The organism is Nitrospira sp. T9 (genome assembly GCF_052156535.1).
In the GTDB taxonomy this organism is placed as follows: Bacteria; Nitrospirota; Nitrospiria; order Nitrospirales; family UBA8639; genus Nitrospira_E.
Genome location: NZ_JBQKUP010000039.1, coordinates 1 through 19,085, shown reverse-complemented (window position 1 = coordinate 19,085; position 19,085 = coordinate 1). Strand labels below are relative to the sequence as shown.

At 51.1% G+C, this 19,085-nt stretch carries 17 protein-coding genes; 13 read left to right on the top strand and 4 right to left on the bottom strand.

Annotated elements, in window-relative coordinates:
• Positions 1 to 250 precede the first annotated feature (250 nt).
• The 3 genes from ACTRXD_RS16015 to ACTRXD_RS16005 all read right to left on the bottom strand — a co-directional run bounded on the left by ACTRXD_RS16015 (position 251) and on the right by ACTRXD_RS16005 (position 3,384).
• Positions 251 to 934, bottom strand: a complete 684-nt coding sequence (locus ACTRXD_RS16015; protein WP_442432796.1) for a zinc metallopeptidase — start codon at positions 932 to 934, stop codon at positions 251 to 253.
• Between the two features lie 118 nt (positions 935 to 1,052).
• Positions 1,053 to 1,841: an SDR family NAD(P)-dependent oxidoreductase gene (locus ACTRXD_RS16010; RefSeq protein WP_442432795.1), complete on the bottom strand. Its 789-nt coding sequence runs from the start codon at positions 1,839 to 1,841 to the stop codon at positions 1,053 to 1,055.
• Positions 1,842 to 1,914: 73 nt separating this feature from the next.
• Positions 1,915 to 3,384: a protein adenylyltransferase SelO gene (locus tag ACTRXD_RS16005; protein ID WP_442432794.1), complete on the bottom strand. Its 1,470-nt coding sequence runs from the start codon at positions 3,382 to 3,384 to the stop codon at positions 1,915 to 1,917.
• A 381-nt stretch (positions 3,385 to 3,765) separates the two neighbouring features.
• Here ACTRXD_RS16005 and ACTRXD_RS16000 point away from each other — a divergent pair, with 381 nt between their 5' ends.
• Entirely contained in the window at positions 3,766 to 3,972 is a 207-nt protein-coding gene (locus ACTRXD_RS16000; protein WP_442432793.1) for a hypothetical protein, read from the top strand.
• A 396-nt stretch (positions 3,973 to 4,368) separates the two neighbouring features.
• Here ACTRXD_RS16000 and ACTRXD_RS15995 read toward each other — a convergent pair whose 3' ends face one another.
• Positions 4,369 to 4,557 carry a hypothetical protein gene (locus tag ACTRXD_RS15995; RefSeq protein ID WP_442432792.1) on the bottom strand — a complete coding sequence of 63 codons (189 nt, stop codon included), beginning with the start codon at positions 4,555 to 4,557 and terminating at the stop codon, positions 4,369 to 4,371.
• Between the two features lie 200 nt (positions 4,558 to 4,757).
• On the opposite strand from ACTRXD_RS15995, the gene ACTRXD_RS15990 reads away from it, so the two are divergent.
• The 12 genes from ACTRXD_RS15990 to ACTRXD_RS15935 form a co-directional block, all read left to right on the top strand.
• Entirely contained in the window at positions 4,758 to 5,240 is a 483-nt protein-coding gene (locus tag ACTRXD_RS15990; protein ID WP_442432791.1) for a cupredoxin domain-containing protein, read from the top strand.
• Positions 5,241 to 5,321: 81 nt separating this feature from the next.
• On the top strand, positions 5,322 to 7,085 hold the full coding sequence (locus ACTRXD_RS15985) for a hypothetical protein (protein WP_442432790.1): 1,764 nt from the start codon (positions 5,322 to 5,324) through the stop codon (positions 7,083 to 7,085).
• A gap of 159 nt (positions 7,086 to 7,244) precedes the next feature.
• Entirely contained in the window at positions 7,245 to 8,630 is a 1,386-nt protein-coding gene (locus ACTRXD_RS15980) for a sigma-54 interaction domain-containing protein (protein ID WP_442432789.1), read from the top strand.
• A 268-nt stretch (positions 8,631 to 8,898) separates the two neighbouring features.
• Positions 8,899 to 10,329, top strand: a complete 1,431-nt coding sequence (locus ACTRXD_RS15975) for an MBL fold metallo-hydrolase (RefSeq protein WP_442432788.1) — start codon at positions 8,899 to 8,901, stop codon at positions 10,327 to 10,329.
• A gap of 20 nt (positions 10,330 to 10,349) precedes the next feature.
• Positions 10,350 to 10,904, top strand: coding sequence for a rhodanese-like domain-containing protein (locus tag ACTRXD_RS15970; protein WP_442432787.1), 555 nt, complete (start codon positions 10,350 to 10,352; stop codon positions 10,902 to 10,904).
• 398 nt (positions 10,905 to 11,302) lie between these two features.
• Positions 11,303 to 11,833 carry a DUF1264 domain-containing protein gene (locus tag ACTRXD_RS15965; protein ID WP_442432786.1) on the top strand — a complete coding sequence of 177 codons (531 nt, stop codon included), beginning with the start codon at positions 11,303 to 11,305 and terminating at the stop codon, positions 11,831 to 11,833.
• A gap of 70 nt (positions 11,834 to 11,903) precedes the next feature.
• Positions 11,904 to 12,374: a c-type cytochrome gene (locus tag ACTRXD_RS15960; protein ID WP_442432785.1), complete on the top strand. Its 471-nt coding sequence runs from the start codon at positions 11,904 to 11,906 to the stop codon at positions 12,372 to 12,374.
• A gap of 577 nt (positions 12,375 to 12,951) precedes the next feature.
• Positions 12,952 to 13,359 carry a hypothetical protein gene (locus ACTRXD_RS15955; protein ID WP_442432784.1) on the top strand — a complete coding sequence of 136 codons (408 nt, stop codon included), beginning with the start codon at positions 12,952 to 12,954 and terminating at the stop codon, positions 13,357 to 13,359.
• A 510-nt stretch (positions 13,360 to 13,869) separates the two neighbouring features.
• Positions 13,870 to 15,102 carry a molybdopterin-dependent oxidoreductase gene (locus ACTRXD_RS15950; protein ID WP_442432783.1) on the top strand — a complete coding sequence of 411 codons (1,233 nt, stop codon included), beginning with the start codon at positions 13,870 to 13,872 and terminating at the stop codon, positions 15,100 to 15,102.
• A gap of 12 nt (positions 15,103 to 15,114) precedes the next feature.
• Positions 15,115 to 15,777: a c-type cytochrome gene (locus ACTRXD_RS15945; RefSeq protein ID WP_442432782.1), complete on the top strand. Its 663-nt coding sequence runs from the start codon at positions 15,115 to 15,117 to the stop codon at positions 15,775 to 15,777.
• A 217-nt stretch (positions 15,778 to 15,994) separates the two neighbouring features.
• Positions 15,995 to 17,425: a pyruvate kinase gene (pyk, locus tag ACTRXD_RS15940; RefSeq protein ID WP_442432781.1), complete on the top strand. Its 1,431-nt coding sequence runs from the start codon at positions 15,995 to 15,997 to the stop codon at positions 17,423 to 17,425.
• A gap of 26 nt (positions 17,426 to 17,451) precedes the next feature.
• A partial coding sequence (locus tag ACTRXD_RS15935) for an FAD-dependent oxidoreductase (protein ID WP_442432780.1) occupies positions 17,452 to 19,085 on the top strand: 1,634 nt, incomplete at its 3' end.

The following is a 19,085-nucleotide window of genomic DNA, read 5'->3' as shown; positions in this document are numbered from 1 at the left end:
GGTGAGACACAGATAACGGATAACTGAACCGTACTACTTTCAATATACTTGCAAGCGAAATATAGTTAATTCTAATTGTAAAATACAGATTCAACGCAATGGTGAAATGGATAAAATTCCAAAAAATACCTGATTCGAAGTTTTCCTGCCATAGCATTTATTGGATTGGGTGTTTTGTGCTTGCATGATATGGTCGAGATCATCCTTTTTGATGATGATATATCGAAGCAACAGGAGGTCTCTAACAGGACTATCGCCGGACCAGTCGAATCCATCGCCACATGTTCACCAGGCTGAAGAGTGAGGAGGCAACATAGGTGAGAGCGGCGGCGGTGAGGATACGTTTGGCGCCGTACAAATCCGGAGGTGCCAGATAGCCGCCCTCTCTGAGGATCGGCAGGGCCCGCCGAAAACTGGCATTCCATTCCACGGGTAAGGTGATGAGATGCACCATGGCGGACACGCTCATGGTTCCGATCGCCACGACTAAGACGGCAAGACCCACGGCAGGAATCCGGGTTACTCCAGCCAGGACAGGAATGCCCAACATCAGATAGGACCCGGCCTTTTCGGCTTTCTGCGCAAATTTAATCAGGTGGGTTCGATCTTTCAAGAGGGTATAGCCCTCATGATCTTGCAAAGCATGGCCGACTTCATGCGCTGCGATCACTGCCGCGGTAAGGGATCTACCATTGTAATGCTGCGGATTCAGACCAACGACTTTGGTTTCGGGATTGTAATGGTCTCCCATCGGCGTGGGTTCCACGCGCACCTGTTGCAGACCAAACCGATTGAGCAAATGACGAGCCAATTCCCCACCCGTTCCTCCAAGATCCTCACGGTGTTGACGATATTGGCGGAAGACCCACCACACCCACAGTTGGGGTCCCAACACGATCATCATGAGCAGGAGAAAAAGAAGAATCATGCGCATGGAATTACTCTATCTCCTCAGCCCGTTCATTACCAAGAAAGGGATCGCTCCTTCTGTTGTTTTCCTGATTACACCGAAGGTTTCTTTTCGAAGAGGTCTTTCTGCTTGGCCTGTCCCATCAAAAGACCGTACGTACGAGACCGCCTTCGGCCCGGATACAAGACCCATTGATCACCGAGGCGCGGGCGCTACAGACGAACGCCACGATCTCTCCTATTTCTTTTGGATCAATCAGCCGACCGATAAGGGAGGTCGGTCGATTCTCTGACATAAACCGGCGTCCGGCTTCCGCCGGTGGAAGATCAGGAAATATCTTTCGGATGAACTTCTCCACGCTTTCCGTGCGGGTAGGTCCGGGGAGCACTGAATTGACCGTGACCTCCGTCCCTTTGGTGAGTTCGGCCAATGAGCGCGCGATGCTTAATTGCATGGTTTTGGTTGCGCTGTAGTGCGCCATTTCGGGAGCCGGAGAGACGCCCGATTCGCTTGAAATGAATACGATGCGTCCCTGCCCACGTTCAAGCATGCCTCGGAGGTAATGTCGGGCAAGACGCACCCCGCTCATGATGTTGATCTCAAACATGTTCTGCCAGGCCTTATCCGTTTCCTCAAAAAATCCGACAGCCTCATAGATGCCGAGATTGTTGACCAGAATATCCACCTCGGGCACTTGAGAGATGGTGAGATTGCACCCGGCGGCAGTTCCGTTGTCTGCCACAAGAGGGATCATCTCTGCATGGGGAAGATCGGCTCGGACCTCCGCCATCGCTTGTTCCACGCTGGCCTGCGTACGACCGTTCATCACGACTTTAGCGCCCTCGGCGGCGAGAGCACGCGCGATTTCCAGCCCTATGCCTCCTGAGGACGCCGTCACCAAGGCCGTTTTATCCTTCAGTTCCAGATTCATGATAACACTCCCCTCCCATGACGGATGATTGGAAATCCGCGCCCAGGTTTTACCTATATTGTTCTTGAATTGTTCACGAAGAGCACGAAACGATAATTGGTGGCTCACCGGGAGGCGGAGGCACAGCATAGGATTCCATACCGGGGCGATCAGTAAACGGGTCGCCAAGCAGCTTTAATAATCGATCAACTTCGGAATAGTCCTTCTGCTGAACTGCTTGGCTAATGGCCTGTTGAGCGAGATGATTCCGGAGGATGTACTTGGGGTTCACCTGATCCATTCTGACTTGGCGCTCTACATCATCGCTTTTTTCGGCCCGTAGCCGTTCCCGATATCGTGCGGTCCAATCGTCAAACGCTTCCCGATGAAGGAATTGGTCCCGTAATTCGTCCGGCGCTGACGACCTCTCCTGACGAACGGCTCCCAATCCCCGGAACAAGTTGGTGTAATCCACCCGGCTGGAGTCCATGAGGTTCAACAGATCGGTCACGAGCTTGTCGTCTCCCGCGTGTGCTTCGATCAGCCCAAGCTTCGCCCGCATCAATTCGGCATACTTCGCCAGCATCGCTTTTTCATAGATTTCCGGAATGCCGTTGACGGCGTCTTGGTCCAGTAGCGGTGACAAGGCTCTGGCCAGCGCACGGATATTCCAAAAACCGATGTCGGGTTGGTTCTGAAAGGAATACCGGCCGTGATGGTCTGAATGATTGCAGATATAGGTCGGATCATAGCGTTCCATAAATCCGAACGGACCATAATCCAGCGTTAAACCCAGGATCGACATATTATCGGTATTCAGGACACCATGTGCCCAGCCCATGGCTTGCCATTGAGCCACGAGTTGGCCGGTGCGAACCGCCACCTCATGTAGCAGCCTGGCGTAGGGATTCTCTGCTCCGACCAAATGCGGATAATGATATTCGATGACATAGTCTGCCAGCGTTTTCAGATATTCATGTTGGCGGCGATAGTAAAACACCTCAAAACTGCCAAACCGCACATGAGTCGGTGCCATCCGCAGCAACATGGCTCCCGGTTCCGGCGTTTCGCGCCAGACAATTTCTTCTCCGGCCACAATACATAAACTGCGGGTTGTGGGAATGCCCAATCCATGCATGGCTTCGCCACAGAGATATTCACGAATAGTCGAACGCATCACTGCACGGCCATCGCCGTCACGTGAGAATCGCGTGAGCCCAGCGCCCTTCAATTGCAACTCCCACCGCTCCCCGTTTTGATTCCGCACCTCCCCCAGCATGATGGCCCGCCCATCGCCGAGCTGCGACACGTAATGGCCGAATTGATGCCCCGAATACAACATGGCAATGGGATCGCCTCCAGGCAACAGTTTGGCCCCGCAGAAGTATTCTGCAAACTCCGGACGGGTCCATTCCGTGGGATCAATATCGAGTAATTCGGCGGCTGCTGGGTTTACACTCACAAGGTAGGGATTAGGAAAAGGCGTGGGTTTTACCCGCTGATAAAACACATCAGGCAGATCCGCATAGGTGTTCTGAAAATTGAGTTGTTCTAATTTGGCCATGACTTCATTATCCGTGACCTAGACGGGGTCGGGCAACCACAAACATCGTTGCATCACTTTAGAGACCTTTGAAGATTGAACGGTGAACCCAAAAGCCTTCAAGACACTCGGCAAGAAATGCCACATCAGCATGTGCTTCAAAACGCTTCCCTCAGAACCGTATCGCTTTCGATTCAACTGTGTGTGGTATTTTCTCAACAACCATTTTTTTAATTGCCTTGGAATTTGAAAAACTTGAATACATACAACACATTACGAATAATACTTTTCTAGGTTCAATAATTGCTTTTACCATAAGGCAGAAGTCTTAATGCTGGGAAGTTTATGGTTATTGGGTGCGCGAATTGTTTCGTGTGCCCTCGAAAACGAAAAGGAGAACGCATGATTCGGATTTGTGCATGGTGTCGACAGGAAGGCAAGGCTGGAATTCTTGGAAGGAACCCTGGGGAGTCTGGGGAAATCAATGAACCGGTATCCCACGGGATCTGCCATGATCATGGAATCCGCCTTCGCCAGGCGTTCACGCGAAATCTTGGCCATCACCCTCTTTCAACCGCCACTCTCTCCCCCTCTTCAGCCTCCTTCTAGACAGCGTTCCCCCTTGTCTGATGCTGAAATTCCCTTACAGGATGGTAGAGGGCAGAAGTGTGTGCCTCGACCGGATGGCCGATATACATCACGGGTCTGTTGAAAAAAGCCGACAGCGGCGTTCTTGCCATTTTTCCATGCTCACGTACGAAGCGTACGCTTCGCGCGAAAAAACGGCTGCGGCCTTTCCTTCGAGGGGCCTCAGGACAGGACTGGACGGACTTTTTTGAACCGACCCGGAGCCTTTGATGAGAAATCTAATCCTGGGCAAATTTTCCCTTGAACATCTTTATTATTCAACACTCCCATCACGGCTGCATACAGGGGAATCGCAACTGCTACGGGTTGTCGGGATTGCGTCTTGAGGCCGGAAAACGAGAGGATGGGGAAGGCTTACTATCGGCGCGGAGTTGGGAATTTGCTGGTCGTCTTCAATCGGTTTTTGATCAGGACCATCCCGATATGAGGGAGGCGTGCTGTTCGACGAACCTCAAACCATCCATACGCCAGCACGCTCAGGACCAACACAAGGGCTATAGCCATTGAAAGAGGATCATGCCCGATAAATAATTCTAAGAGATGCACCGTGAACCATTCTCCTGATGTATTCTCATATTTTTCGGTCGTTTCGCCCCGATCTTAAGATTTTCTCTTTCCTCTCCAAATTCTTTTCCCATTTATACATATTTTCACTTACGGCTTTGCCATCTTTTTGCATGGGACTGCCGAACAATTCCTCCTACTCGTTTCGCCCCAGAATCGCTAACCGGTATAATATTTTCAATATGATGATTCCTCTGCGCTTATTCAGATTTTTTCAGGCCTGTATTCTGATGCTGGGCTTCACGGTGTTTGCACCCCCAGATTTGGCAATAGTTCGGGGAGCGACGCCGGTCAGTCTCGCTCCTGCTCCTGATCTCCAAGAAACAGTCGTGACCATCCATATCAAATCGCGGGAATTCAGCCCCAACACGCTATCAATCACCGTGGGGCAAAAAACCCGGCTGGTCCTCAAAAACTTGGATTCGGAACTGCATGCATTTTTGCCAATCGGCCTACTGACAGATATCCACCTGAACGTCAGCGGAAGTGGTGCTCCACAGTTTTCCAAAGAAGGTCTCAGCCGTGTTTTGCTTCCCACCCGAGGCCAAACCGACATTGTGTTTATCCCATCGCATCCCGGGACGTTTCCCTATTTTTGTGATTTACCGGGCCATGTGATGCAGGGTACCATCGTGGTGCATAAGAATGAGGGTGTGGTAGATTAGCCACCTGGATATATGAGGGACATTTCCCTCTCTGCTACACAAAATCATTAACCAAGCATGTTTGAGGAGGAGTTTGGTTCCATGAGTATTGTTCGTCGTCAATCATTTAAGACAAATACCCTGAAACCCGAGGTAGATCATCGTCCCGGGTCCACTGTTCACCGGATGTGGCCTACGCTTAAACGGGTGGGCCTCCTGTGCGGTTCTGTGCTTTTGGCCTCCAGTCATGTGTGGGCCGCCGAGCCAGCGTCCGTCAATGAGGAAGCCCTGCTCTCCACCGTTCGAGACTATGCCCATGCGGTCGGAAAGGGGGATCAAGTCGCGGCCGGCCAACGGGATTTTGTGTGCTTACATCAGATGGCTCAACAGCAGTTATTTTCAAACGGGAACTTTCCCGACCCGTCAAACCCCATCTATGAATGGTGCGACCAGCGTCGGCAGGAGGCCCACCAACGAGCCATTCAACAAAATGACCGGGCATTAGACAATGTCTGGCCGGGACCGGGAAAACTAGTCGATTTTTCCGATTTCGAACGATTTTTTATTGCGGAGACCCTTAATCAGCAATTGGCTCCCTCGTTTTTCGTCATGCAGGCCATTGCCGTTCAAGAACCCACAACTCCATTTATCATTGAGGCCGCGGAATCGGGAACCCTGCCCCACGCCTCATTTCCTTCTCCAGATGAGACCAGGGTGGTAGCCGCACCCACAGCCTTTCTCACTACCAAGGTATCCTATCCGAATGCCTTGACGGCACCCATCGCCAATGCTCCCGGTGCCGAGGATTGGGCCGTGCCCTACAAAAAAGCCCAGCGAGTCGTGAAATCCGTCAACGTGAAGTGGGTCGTGCTGTCAGATCTGAAACAATTCGGTTTTCCTACTGATCGTGCCGTGCTCGATTTGGTGCTCGATGGACCCCGTGGCACCACCATTCCTTTCGTCGTGGACCCGGGTGGCTATGTTCCGCACTCAACAGAATGGTTTGGCCTTCCGGAGAGTTTGGCGGCCATCCAAACAGGCATTCAACAGGCACAAGCCGCACCGACCAGACTGGAATCCGTCATGAGACTGAACCGGGTTTTGCTGATTGGCCCGTCCCACAAACCCGCACTGGAAGTTTTTTCAGATCAACTGTATAAAGGGTTTCTTGAATATGGAGGTCGTTTGAACGGCCTTCAATTGGGTGATGAGCGTCTGGCCCAACGGTTCAACGAACTGTATTGGACGGTGCAATCCCAAACCGATCGATTTGATCTGTCGCTGGGAATGGAAATAGGCGGGAAGTCTGAGCCGATGCCAGCCGATTATCTCTATCGAATGATCCCGGTGATGGAGGCATTGGCATCTCTGGAGCCCGGTGATTTCAACAACCGGATTCGATTGTCCTCAACCTACCGGTGGACGAACGATCAAATGGCGGCCCTGTCCGCTCCACAGGAATTATTGACTGAGGTGCCAGCCGAACAGGAAGAGCTTCGCGCACAAGTGCTCTTAGAGTTGGCCTGGGCCCGAATCGGAAAAGTGGCCTGGAATCGACACTTTGACGATCCCGATATTCAGAGAGGTTATGAGGCGGCCCAGAAAGCGTTCGAGCTCACGAAAGATCCCCTCAACAAATTTACGGCAGCCTATGCGATGGCCTATAGCCTGGCGTTTCACGTTCCCCGTGACAATCAGGCGATGCTGGATCTCCTCCAGCAGGCCCGTGACTGGTTTGAGAAAACTCCCGGCTCAAGCCCGCAAAGCTGGGCGTATATGTTGCATAACGATACGCTGAAGGGGTTGGTCGAGAATGATCCCGCCTTCAAGTCATTGCTGGCGGCACAGTTAGAACCTAGAAAATAGGTGTGTGAGACCTTATGAAATTACGGACAAACTAAAGATCACGCAAGGCTGGAGAATGGTATTGTCTCCACAAACGTTCTCCAGCCTTCTTGGTTCGCCTACCCTCTTTTTTCCATCCCGCTCAATCTCACCCGATGAACTTTCTTTGAACCACCGACCATGGAGCTAGATTTCCGAAAAAACCCCGCCATCCTCAGCAACATGGTAGACGTCATGGCGGATGGCGTGTTCACGGTCGATGCGAAAGGTCACATCGTAGCCTGGAGCACTGGGGCAGCTCGCATTACGGGATATTCCAGTCAGGATATCCTTGGAAAATCCTGCCTTATCTTAGAAGGTCAAAATTGTAAGGGCTTTCGCATCCTGACGGAATTTTTGGACAACCCCACCCCGTATCCCTGGGGCATCTGCAATCAGGAATGCAAAGTGCTGGGGAAAGACGGCCGCGAACTTTACCTCTTTGGCAATGTCTCGATCATCCGGGATGAACAAGGCCAGGTCGGGGGCGCTGTCGGAACCTTTACCGACCTCACCTCATTTATTTTGAATAACCAAAAAATTGCCGTGCTGGAAGAACAGGCAAAATCCCGTGAGTCCTTTCAACAGCTCATCGGCAAAAGCCCGGTAATGCAAGAGGTGTTTCGCCGGCTCCGATTGGCTGCACAAAGCGATGTCACGGTATTGCTCACGGGAGAATCCGGCACCGGAAAAGAACTGGCTGCCCGAGCCATTCACACCCTAAGTGATCGAAACGATAAACCGTTTTTCGCCATCAATTGCTCAGCGATTCCAGAAACCTTGCTTGAAAGTGAACTCTTCGGGCATGTGAAGGGGGCGTTCACCGGAGCCATACGCGATAAAATCGGGGTCTTTCAAGCCGCCGACGGCGGCACGTTATTTTTGGATGAAATCGGAGATACCAGCCCTCTCCTGCAATTGAAATTGCTCAGGGTCCTGCAAGAAAGCGAAATACGCCGGGTTGGAGATGACCGGGGCATGCGGGTCGATGTCCGTCTCATCACGGCCACCAATCGGGATTTGAAAGTCCTTATGGCAGAAGGCACGGTTCGGGAAGATTTTTATTATCGGATTCATGTGTTCGAAATTACTCTTCCACCTTTGAGAGCCAGACGAGAAGACATTCCTCTCCTCGTTCATCATTTCATGGCGGCCAACTCCAAGACATTTGGTCGCGAAATAGGAGACATTGCCCAGGATGCCTTGCAACGTTTGACTGACTATAACTGGCCCGGCAATGTCCGCGAATTAAAAAATGCGATCGAACACGCCTTCGTCACCGTTAATGGTGATTGCCTCACCCTGTGGGACCTTCCTTCAGAAGTTCAGAGTCCTCCAAGGTCCGGAAGCCTCAAACCTCTCTCAGCCAACACAGACCCCTCCCTTCCACCGGAGGAGGAAGCTCGTATTACGGAAGCCCTTCAACAGACCAAAGGCAACAAAACGGAAGCTGCCAAGCTTCTTGGAGTGAGTCGAGTCACCCTTTGGAAGAAAATCAAACAGCTTCAGACCCCTCCCAATGCCTAGTCAAATCGTTAACTCGTTAACTTAACAGTTAGCGCGTTCTGTTCAGTTCATCTGATTCTTACGGCCACATTCAGGCTTCCCCCTATTTTTATTACTCCATTAATGCCTTGATTTTGTTGAAATTTATTACGGACGTTTGCGAAATATAACCTGGCACAATCCCTGCTTAGGTTTATTCAATGAAAGTCGTATTAAAAGAACTTTTCGAAACGAGCTCAATCGATTTCAACCAATGCTCCTTTTCAAGAAGGAGGGGAGGGTATTCATCATGATTGTGAAACAATTTTATTTGAGTTGTTTGGCTCATGCGTCTTACATGATTGGCGATAACAAAACCTCAACCGCTGTGGTCGTGGATCCTCAACGGGACATTGAGCAATATCTTCAGGAGGCCCGACGCCACGATTGGAAAATTCGTTATGTTTTTCTCACCCACTTCCATGCAGACTTTTTAGCCGGGCACCTTGAACTCCAACGACAAACTGGCGCTGAGATCTGCCTTGGAGCCAAAGCCAAGACCGACTTCCCCATTCGAAACTTTCGGGACCAAGAGGTTCTTGAGTTTGGTTCGGTGCGCATTCAAGTGCTAGAAACACCGGGACATACCCCGGAAAGTATTTCGCTTGCCGTCTACGACCTGGACAAGAGCGCCGAACATCCGCACTGCGTTCTGACGGGAGATACTCTGTTTATTGGCGATGTGGGCAGACCGGATCTTATGGCCTCCATTGGTGTCACCGCCAAAGAGTTAGGGGGGCAATTATTCGATTCACTCCGAAATACAATCATGCGTCTTCCCGATGAAACACTGGTCTATCCTGCACACGGAGCAGGATCCATGTGCGGGAAAAATTTAAGCAGCGACACCGTGTCCACATTGGGCAGGCAGCGTTGGGAAAACTATGCACTTCAACCCATGACGAAAGAAAAATTTATTGATTTGGTTACGGCGGATCAACCTGAAGCGCCTTCGTACTTTGGATATGACGCAAGGATGAATAGGGAACAGCATCCTGTTCTGAATGATGTGGTGCGGAACAGCCTGACTCCCCTTTCCCTCCAGGCTGTCCTGAATCATCAGGAAAATGGAGCTCAAGTCCTTGATGTCAGAAATGCCGTTGAATATGCGGGAGGGCACCTGAAGGGGAGTCTCAACATTGGATTAGGAGGAAAGTTTGCGACCTGGGCCGGAACAGTTCTGAACCCCAAATCCTCCATCGTCATCATTGCAGAGCCTGGATATGAAAAGGAGGCGATTCAACGATTAGGCCGCATTGGATTTGACCGCGTCCTGGGCTACCTGAAGGGTGGCATGCAATCCCTTGAGGTGAACCCTGATGTGGTCCAAAAAGTCCAACGCATCACCGCTCAGGGACTTGCGGAACTATTGACGGCCCCTCATCCCCCCATGGTCGTCGACGTGAGATCGGTAAAAGAGTGGGAGTCCGGGCATATTGACGGAAGCCTCAACATCCCTTTGCCTCACCTTGCCGAACAGTTTCAGGACATCTCTGCAGATATCCCGGTGGTGGTCCATTGCGCCAGTGGATATCGGTCATCTACCGCCATAGGGATTTTGGAACAAGCCGGACGAACCCAGGCCATGGATCTGGTCGGTGGGTATGACGCCTGGCTCACCACCTGGAGTCATCCACGCCAAAAGGTTCAACCCCAAGCCATATCCGCATGCACGAAATAAACGGACAAGGAGGAGACCCAATGAATACATTGGCAATAGATCAAGAAGCAAAATCGGGAACGAGTCAGAACAATTGGCTGTCGCCCCCTTCATTGAAGGACCCTCTGTATATCGATGTCAGAACACCACAAGAGTTTGAAGGTATGCATATTTCAGGTGCTCGAAATATTCCTCTACCGGATTTACATCGATATGTGACCGAACTGAAAACCCTCTCCCGTGAGCACCGCATCATGTTGATCTGCCGAACACAGAACCGGGTGAAGATTGTCTACGAATATTTGATTAACCAAGGAATAACGAATTGCGGCATTCTGGAAGGAGGCATCACTGCCTGGGTTAATCAGGGCAAACCTGTCGTCCGGGGACAACAACGAATTTCCCTTGAAGGACAGGTGCGGGCCATCGCAGGGGTAGTGATTCTCGTAGGAGTTGGATTGGGCCTGATAGGCCATTCAGGGTTCCTTCTCCTTCCAACACTGGTAGGGGTTGGACTTCTCCATGCAGGACTCACGGACTCCTGTCTGATGGGTATGCTCTTAAGCAAGCTACCCTATAACCGGATCCGGCAGTAAATGGTTCCGCATGATATTTTTGTCATCATTTCCATATTCGAAAGTTTTTGCACATCATCATCCCAAGGAGATGTAAGGTGGGCCTGGGAAGAAGTGAGTTGAATGGGAATGCAAGAAGGCTATGGCTATTAGCTATCATCATTGGCTCAGCCTCAACGGCCCAGGCATCAGGAGAACCTTGGCGAAATAAGACCCTTCCAATGGTTAGACTTTGACGGCAGCTACGTTGAGCCACACCAGGGAAGCTAATTGAACTAGCGGTTGGGGATTATGACCCCTGGCGTCAAATAATGGTCGTTTAAAGAACCCCATGATAGTATGCGGCGAATTTTCACCAAGTTCCCAAGGCCTTCCACATAGGTGGAGGGTTATTACTGATCAACATAAAGGAGGTTGCCATGCAGTGCTCAATCCGTTCATTTTTCATGTTAGGGACTTTTAGTCTATTGGCCATGGGGTGTATAACCACTCCAGCCATGAGCGAGGGGGGTGCGCCTGCCCCAGGACCTGCCCAAGGATATGACATCCATGTGCAAGCTCCTCACTTGATGCCGGATGGCACCCCCGGTGGACCCTATCACCACTACTGTAAAGGGATTAATGACAAGATCCTGCAATGTCTCCTCTTTGAAACCACAGACGCCAATGCCCCTCTTGTGGCCATTGAATATTTCGTGTCCAAGGATCTTTCCCGAACCTTGCCGTTGATCCAATGGCATCGGTTTTTCCATGACCATAAACAAGAAATCGCTACCGGCCGCGTACAAATTTTAGATATTGATGATCCAGAAAAGGTCAAAGCCATTGCTGAAGCCGCGTCAAAAACCGACGGAGTCATTTATCATCTATGGCAAAAGGGGAAGGATTTCCCGGACGGGACAGTAACCTACCCACAATCTCTCGGGCATATCTTTAATCAACCGGAATAATCCGAGATGATCCCGGAGGTTCCCTTCTGGAATCTCCGGGATCGTTACTTTACTTGGAGAGGCATTGATCTTGAACCTGCTTAAGGAAAATTTAAAGATTGTGTTGGCTTTTTTTGTTACGGGGATAATCGGAATGGGTCTCGTGCATGCCGCGGACTTAGAAGTATTGAAACCCAGGGTTCCTCCTGAACAGATCCAAGACGCCCGAGCGAAGAAGAATCCTTTCCTTTCAACCTCAGAAAATATTGAGAAGGGCAAAAAAGTTTTTCACGGGAAAGCATTTTGCGTCACCTGTCATGGACCCGAAGGCAAAGGCCTGGGTGACATTCCTGGCCTTCGAGGCAGGCTTCCACGAAACTTTACGGACAAGACCTGGCAGGCAGCCCGCACGGACGGGGAACTCTTTTGGATTTTGCAAAACGGCAGCCCGGGTACGGATATGGCCTCATTCATCCCCCTGGTCTTGACAGAAGACGAAGCTTGGCTTGTGATATTGTATGTGAGATCATTTGGAACCGGCACCGTATCAAGTGGGAAATAGCATACGTTCCTGTCACTCGCGCACAAAAGAGGCCGGCCATAAAGAAGAAGCATTTTCTGCGGGACCTCCTGACCCGGCCGCGACCAAATTGATGGCTTCCCGCGACATAATATTTTCGGACACTCACGGGCTTTGAGGCATTGGACGCGATCTCTGGAATGTAGATCGCGCAGGGAAGATGATTGAGATATTTGATTAATCTCCCTTCCAGTATGGGGTCCATTCACCCTGTCGGTACACAGAGCGATGATCCGGCCCCGGTCCTTATTTGATTTTTCTCTAGAGGGCCATTATGCTTTTACGAACTTGCGGGGCCCAGTCTCTTGACCGGAAATCACAAGGATGTCAATAATGCGAAATGGTCCAGGCCTGGAGTGGCTATGACCAAAAACCTTATGTGCCGGAAAAGGCGGTGATGAATTGATAGGTAGTACCCGTCTCACCAATATGGTGGACGGAAAAGAAGCAGCCGATCCGCATGGGCTTGCAGTTGTTCAACCCTAATTTGTTCCGTGCATGAGCATGGCTCCTCCCGGGGCTATACTCTGGACCACATCTAGGAAGGAGGACTTGGCGTATGACGGTTATGCCTCTAGTCGTTCTTGCAACCTGGTTAGCGTTCACCTCAGTGGAAACTCCCTCCCCCTCAGCGACCTTAGCTTTGCCTTCAGAACCCGACGAAAGTACTCGTATCGATGAAATCTACGACCAGGAATCTCGCCTGCTCCTATCCCTGTATTCCTTGAAAGGAAACGGGAAAGCTGATTACGTCACGGGACGGACCGTCGAACAACATGTGCGAAGCACCTACGGAAATCCGGTATACTACACGTTAGAGTTCCCCATTTTTTATTGGTGGAACCATACGATGTGGAATGACCCGTTTGTCGATGGTGTCAACGGCAACGAACAGGTCTATCTGGAAGAAACCGAATTTGATGTGAGCCGATACAAACCTTGTGTCTTTAACGGACAACCCTGCTAGAAAAGCAGGCTTCCCCAGCAGGGTCCCTTCCCTCAATTATCCATCTGGTCGCTGGCAGATCAAGGAAGGACTTCGCCTCTCACCAAATCCCTCATTTCAGATGAATAATCTGTTCGATAGTCAACTGTACTGGATTATGAAAATGGGAGCCCTGGAACGCACATGATGCTGTTTTCCGAAATGGGTCTGTTGAAAAAAGCTGCCAGCGGCGTTCTCGCCATTTTCCCGTGCTCACGTACTAAGCGTACGCTCCGCGCGAAAAAACGGCTGCGGCCTTGCTGGACGGACTTTTTTGAACTGACCCGGAGCCTTTGATGAGTAATCTAATTCTGGGCAAATTTGTCCTTGGAAATCTTAATTATTCAACACTCTCCGGAATGGCCGATGACCGGATACGATAAGTGAGGTAGTCAGATCATGCCTTCGCAAAACGAAGGATAAATGTGAAGGATTGATTTGTACGAGGGCGGGATTTTTTGTTTCTTTGGGAGAAAAACGGTAGATTGACTTATGAATGAAAAAACCCCGGGTATAGACCGTCGACATTTTTTGAAGGGGAGCCTGGCTCTCGGGTTGGGAAGCCTACTCATCCCTAGAGGCCTCTGGGCCACCGATTCCCCGACGGTCACTCTCCCTTTCGAACGGGGTCGCCGTCCACTGGTGGCTTTTCCACAGAAGCGGCCCCTCATGGTGATGACCACAAGGCCTCCTCAATTGGAAACCCCCTTTCATATTTTTAATGAAGACATCTTCACGCCCATTGATGCATTTTTTGTTCGCTGGCATCTCGCCAATATTCCTCGGGAAATTGACGTGAACACCTTCCGGCTGACTATTCGCGGTCGAGTCAATCAATCCCTATCATTGAGTCTTCATGATTTACACACTCAATTTGAACAAGTCGAAATTGCCGCCGTCTGCCAATGCTCGGGAAACAGTCGCGGGTTTTTTCATCCCCGGGTGCCCGGCGGACAATGGGGCAATGGAGCAATGGGAAATGCCAACTGGAAGGGGATCAGACTCCGTGATCTCCTTCATCGGGCAGGCCTATCAGGGGATGCGGCGCAAGTGAGGTTCGATGGGCTGGACCAACCCGTCGCACAAGCCACAGCGGATTTTCGAAAATCCCTGGCCCTTGATGATGCGCTCCAGGAAGAGGTGTTAGTCGCTCACTCCATGAACGGGGAGGCCCTCCCCATGCTGAACGGCTATCCCCTTCGCCTCGTGGTCCCTGGCTGGTATGCCACGTATTGGGTGAAGATGCTGAATGATATCGAAGTGCTCAATCAGGTCGATCAAAATTTTTGGACGACACAGGCCTATCGCTTGCCGGCCAATCCTTGTCACTGCGTAAATCCAGGAGAGTCCTTAACGGATACCGTGCCCATGGGCAAAATGCCCGTTCGTTCCTTTATCACCAATCTTGAGGAGGGTCGAACCATACCGGGAGGGGAACCTTGCACCATTTCAGGCATTGCCTTTGATCAAGGCCATGGCATTGATCGCGTCCTGGTCTCCGTGGATGGTGGACAACAATGGCAATCCGCCCGATTAGGAAAGGATTATGGCGATTTCAGCTTCCGCCCCTGGGAAGCCGAATTTATTCCGAGGCCCGGGCATGCGTATGCACTGCAATCATTGGCCATCAATCGGATTGGAGAATCACAGCGATTCGGCGCCCGATGGAATCCAAACGGATATCTTCGTAATGTGATCGAAACGGTGAATGTTCAAGCCGGCTGAGGACAACTTTTGATGCGTGTTTGCATGGTCTTTATAGTGTTTCTGTGGGTTACAGGACTTGCGTGGGGACTTCCGGCCCCTGACCATGAAAGAGAACAGGTGTCCATTCTCAATATTCCTCCTGATCCAATATCGTTTCAATCCGGCACTGGTAGTGCCATTGCAAGCCGGTACTGCCTCATGTGTCATTCGGCAGAGTACGTGTATACGCAACCGCCTCATCCTCGTGAGCATTGGATGGAAATCGTCAACAAAATGAAAGCATCCTTCGGCTGTCCAATTTCGAATGAGGACATGGCTCCATTGGTTGATTACTTGGTGACGCAAAATTCACTCCAGCCTTCACCTTCTATGCCTCCCGCTCAGCATGACGAACAGAAGGAAACACCCGATCAATCCCCCACTCACGCTGGCAATCCCCAAAAAGGGAAAGCCCTCTATGAACGACACTGCGTGACGTGTCATGGACCTGGAGGGAAAGGGGATGGCCCCATTGGACAGGCTCTGATTCCCCCAGCGGCCAACCTCACGTTACTCGGCAAGCAATCAGATCAAACCATTCTTGATACGCTTCGCAACGGCCGACCGGGAACAGCCATGCCTGCCTGGAAGAACGATCTGAATGCATTAGAGTTGAATCATCTTCTTTCATTTCTTCGAACGTTAACTCCATAACCACAATGAACCCTGGGAGCCTGGCTATTAGACCATTCCATCAGCGGGGGAATATCTTTCTTGAATTTGCCCAATTACACAAATACTTTCCATTCAATGCTCCATGAAATCTGAGAAAAAACCTCGTGGATTTTTTGGTTCTTGCGGTCACAACAGTTCCTGCTTCCCCCACCAATATCTGCTAGCCCACTTTTAACCAATTCTTGAGATCATCCCCATGCGCCATGTCAAAATTGTAGCCACAATTGGCCCTGCGACTTCTTCCCAGAAATGCTTGAAACAACTCCTGCATGCCGGGGTCAATGTCGCCAGGTTTAATATGTCCCATGGAACCGCCGATTGGCACAAGACAACAATTCAAGGCCTTCGACGCCTTGCTCTTGAGGAAAAGACGCCACTGGCCATCCTTGTAGACTTGGCAGGTCCAAAAATCCGCCTGGGGGACCTCCCAAACGAAGGAACCGTTTTGAAGAAAGGGCGGGATATCATTCTGATTCCGAAGTCGGATCACAACTCAAGGCACAACGAATCGGAGCATACCCTGCCGGTTAATCTTTCCCATTTCCCGGATGGAATGGAACCAGGTCAAATCGTCTTAATTGATGACGGAAATATGTCCCTCGCCTTGGAAAAACAAGAAACCGACCGACTAATCTGCAGAGTCCTGGTTGGAGGCCAGGTCACCTCACATAAAGGTGTCAATTTCCCTGGCCTCCAACTCGACATTCCGGGATTTACCGAGAAAGACGCCGATGATCTTCAAGTGGCCATTGAAGCTCAAGCCGATTATGTCGCCCTCTCTTTTGTTCGAAGTCCGCAGGATATTCATACTCTCCAAACGGCTTTGACTGATCGATCATCGCTGATTCCTGTTATTGCCAAAATCGAAAGACCTGAAGCCCTGACATGTCTTGATGAAATCCTTGATGCGGCAGATGGAGTGATGGTCGCCAGAGGTGACCTGGCGTTGGAGATAAGCCCGGAAGAAGTCCCCCTCCTGCAAAAGCAGATCATCGCCCAGGCCAATCGTATGGGAAAACCGGTAATTACAGCCACACAAATGCTCGAATCGATGACTCGAAACTCTTCGCCCACTCGCGCCGAAGCGTCGGATGTGGCGAACGCCGTGCTGGACGGGACGGATGCCGTCATGTTGTCGGCCGAAACGTCCACGGGAAATTTCCCTCTCGAATCGGTCCAGGTCATGGATCGGATTATCCGACAAACAGAAAAGGAAATGTTCCGCCGAATCCAGAAATCCGATTCGTCTAAGGAGACCGTGCGTTCGACTCCGGAAGCGATTTGTGAAGCTGCCGTCTCGCTTGCAACATCTGTTGGTGCCCAAGCCATCGTGGTCTTCACCGATTCCGGTCATACAGCCATGTTATTGGCCCGCCATCGACCGACGGTCCAGATTATCGCACTGACTCCCTCCCCAGCCGTTACCCGTCAATTGATTTTAGTATGGGGCATTGTCTCATGTGTCTTTCCGCAAATTGATGCCACTGATGAGCGCATCAATGCGGCCCAGGATCACCTCAAAACCCTCGGCCTGCTTCAGGAAGGCCGGCTCATTGTCATCGTCACCGGGGAACGCCTGGGACATGCCTTCGGAACCAATATCATCAAAGCCCATTTAGTCGTGTAAATTTCTGCTGGGAGAATGTTAGGAGCATGTCCCTCAACATCATCATTGTCGGTGGAGTGGCCGGCGGGGCCAGCGCGGCCGCTAAGGCGCGTCGAACCAACGAAACGGCAATCATTGAAATGTTTGAAAAAGGGCCCTATGTATCCTTCGCCAACTGTGGCCTCCCGTACTATGTGGGAATGACCATTCCGGATCGTGAGGACCTTCTACTTCAAACCCCGGAGCGGTTTTGGAAACGATTCAGGGTCCGGGTCCACGTGCTACACGAAGTCCTTCTCATAGACCGAACGGCGAAATGCATACAGGTGAAAAACTTGATGACTCAAAAAATCACTTCTCACCCCTACGACACACTCATTCTGGCACCCGGTGCCGGGGCAATCATGCCCGATATACCTGGCATTCACGCCAGGAATATCTTTACCGTCAAAACCGTTCCTGACTCTGATGCCATCAAAACCTTTCTCGCCGGCCACCCTTCTCAGGAAGCCTTGGTTATTGGAGGAGGGTTTATTGGACTGGAAACGGCCGAAGCCCTGATGGGTCTTGGATTGACCGTGACGATCATAGAAAAAGCTCCTCAAATTCTGCCTCCTTTTGATCAGGACATGGCCACTCTGGTGGCGCATCACCTGCAAGAAAAAGGAGTGAAGATTATTGCGGGTGACGGTATCAACGGATTTCGGCAGGAGGGGGACCTTGCCAAAGAAGCCGAATTGGAAAGTGGAAAACGGCTGCCGATGGACCTCGCCATTCTTTCGATCGGCGTCAGACCGGAACTCAAGCTTGCCAGAGCGGCAGGGCTTGAAATTGGGTCGGCGGGAGGCATTGCCGTGAACACACGACAGCAAACTTCTGATCCCGATATCTATGCAGCGGGTGATGCGGTCGAAACCCTCAATCTGGTGACAGGCCAACACGCACGAATCCCTTTAGCCGGGCCGGCCAATAAACAGGGAAGAGTCGCCGGAGCCAATGCTGCGGGCGGAGACTTACAGTTTCATGGTGCACTGGGAACGGCAATTGTCGAGAGCATGGGTATCACGGCTGCCAAAACGGGATTAAGCGCACACGAAGCCGAGGCCTATGGGTTGAATTACTTTGTCTCCCTCACCCACCCCTTGGATCACGCAGAGTATTATCCTGGAGCAGAAGCGCTGCACATGAAATTGGTCGTCGAGCAACAGACGGGGAAATTGTTAGGTGCTCAAATTGTGGGTGATCAGGGCGTCGATAAACGCATTGATGTGTTGGCCACTGCCATACATGCCAAATTGAACGTCCAGGATTTGGAGCAACTGGATTTGGCCTATGCCCCTCAATTTAATTCGGCCAAAGGACCGGTCATTATGGCCGGTTTCGTCGCCGCCAATACGCTACGCGGCGAGGTCAACACACTCACGGGACAAGAATTACAAAAAAAATTGCTGACGAACCCTGCTCTTCAGTTACTAGATGTCCGGACCACGGACGAATATCAAGAAGCTCACATTCCTCATGCCCGCCTCATTCCGATTGATGAGCTGAGAGACCATCTTCAGCAACTGGATCCCCCTCAGGAAACGGTCGTCTATTGTCGTGTCGGATTACGCGGGTATCTCGCGGCACGCATTCTCCTCCAGCATGGCTTCACCCATGTCTTCAACCTCACCGGCGGCTA

Bases quoted from the DNA above. Each gene is read 5' to 3' on its own strand.
- ACTRXD_RS16010 (WP_442432795.1), bottom strand. From the start codon at position 1,841: ATGAATCTGGAACTGAAGGATAAAACGGCCTTGGTGACGGCGTCCTCA.
- ACTRXD_RS15985 (WP_442432790.1), top strand. From the start codon at position 5,322: ATGAGTATTGTTCGTCGTCAATCATTTAAGACAAATACCCTGAAACCC.
- ACTRXD_RS16015 (WP_442432796.1), bottom strand. From the start codon at position 934: ATGCGCATGATTCTTCTTTTTCTCCTGCTCATGATGATCGTGTTGGGA.
- ACTRXD_RS16005 (WP_442432794.1), bottom strand. From the start codon at position 3,384: ATGGCCAAATTAGAACAACTCAATTTTCAGAACACCTATGCGGATCTG.
- ACTRXD_RS15955 (WP_442432784.1), top strand. From the start codon at position 12,952: ATGACGGTTATGCCTCTAGTCGTTCTTGCAACCTGGTTAGCGTTCACC.
- ACTRXD_RS16000 (WP_442432793.1), top strand. From the start codon at position 3,766: ATGATTCGGATTTGTGCATGGTGTCGACAGGAAGGCAAGGCTGGAATT.
- pyk (WP_442432781.1), top strand. From the start codon at position 15,995: ATGCGCCATGTCAAAATTGTAGCCACAATTGGCCCTGCGACTTCTTCC.
- ACTRXD_RS15975 (WP_442432788.1), top strand. From the start codon at position 8,899: ATGATTGTGAAACAATTTTATTTGAGTTGTTTGGCTCATGCGTCTTAC.
- ACTRXD_RS15945 (WP_442432782.1), top strand. From the start codon at position 15,115: ATGCGTGTTTGCATGGTCTTTATAGTGTTTCTGTGGGTTACAGGACTT.
- ACTRXD_RS15950 (WP_442432783.1), top strand. From the start codon at position 13,870: ATGAATGAAAAAACCCCGGGTATAGACCGTCGACATTTTTTGAAGGGG.
- ACTRXD_RS15965 (WP_442432786.1), top strand. From the start codon at position 11,303: ATGCAGTGCTCAATCCGTTCATTTTTCATGTTAGGGACTTTTAGTCTA.
- ACTRXD_RS15990 (WP_442432791.1), top strand. From the start codon at position 4,758: ATGATGATTCCTCTGCGCTTATTCAGATTTTTTCAGGCCTGTATTCTG.
- ACTRXD_RS15980 (WP_442432789.1), top strand. From the start codon at position 7,245: ATGGAGCTAGATTTCCGAAAAAACCCCGCCATCCTCAGCAACATGGTA.
- ACTRXD_RS15970 (WP_442432787.1), top strand. From the start codon at position 10,350: ATGAATACATTGGCAATAGATCAAGAAGCAAAATCGGGAACGAGTCAG.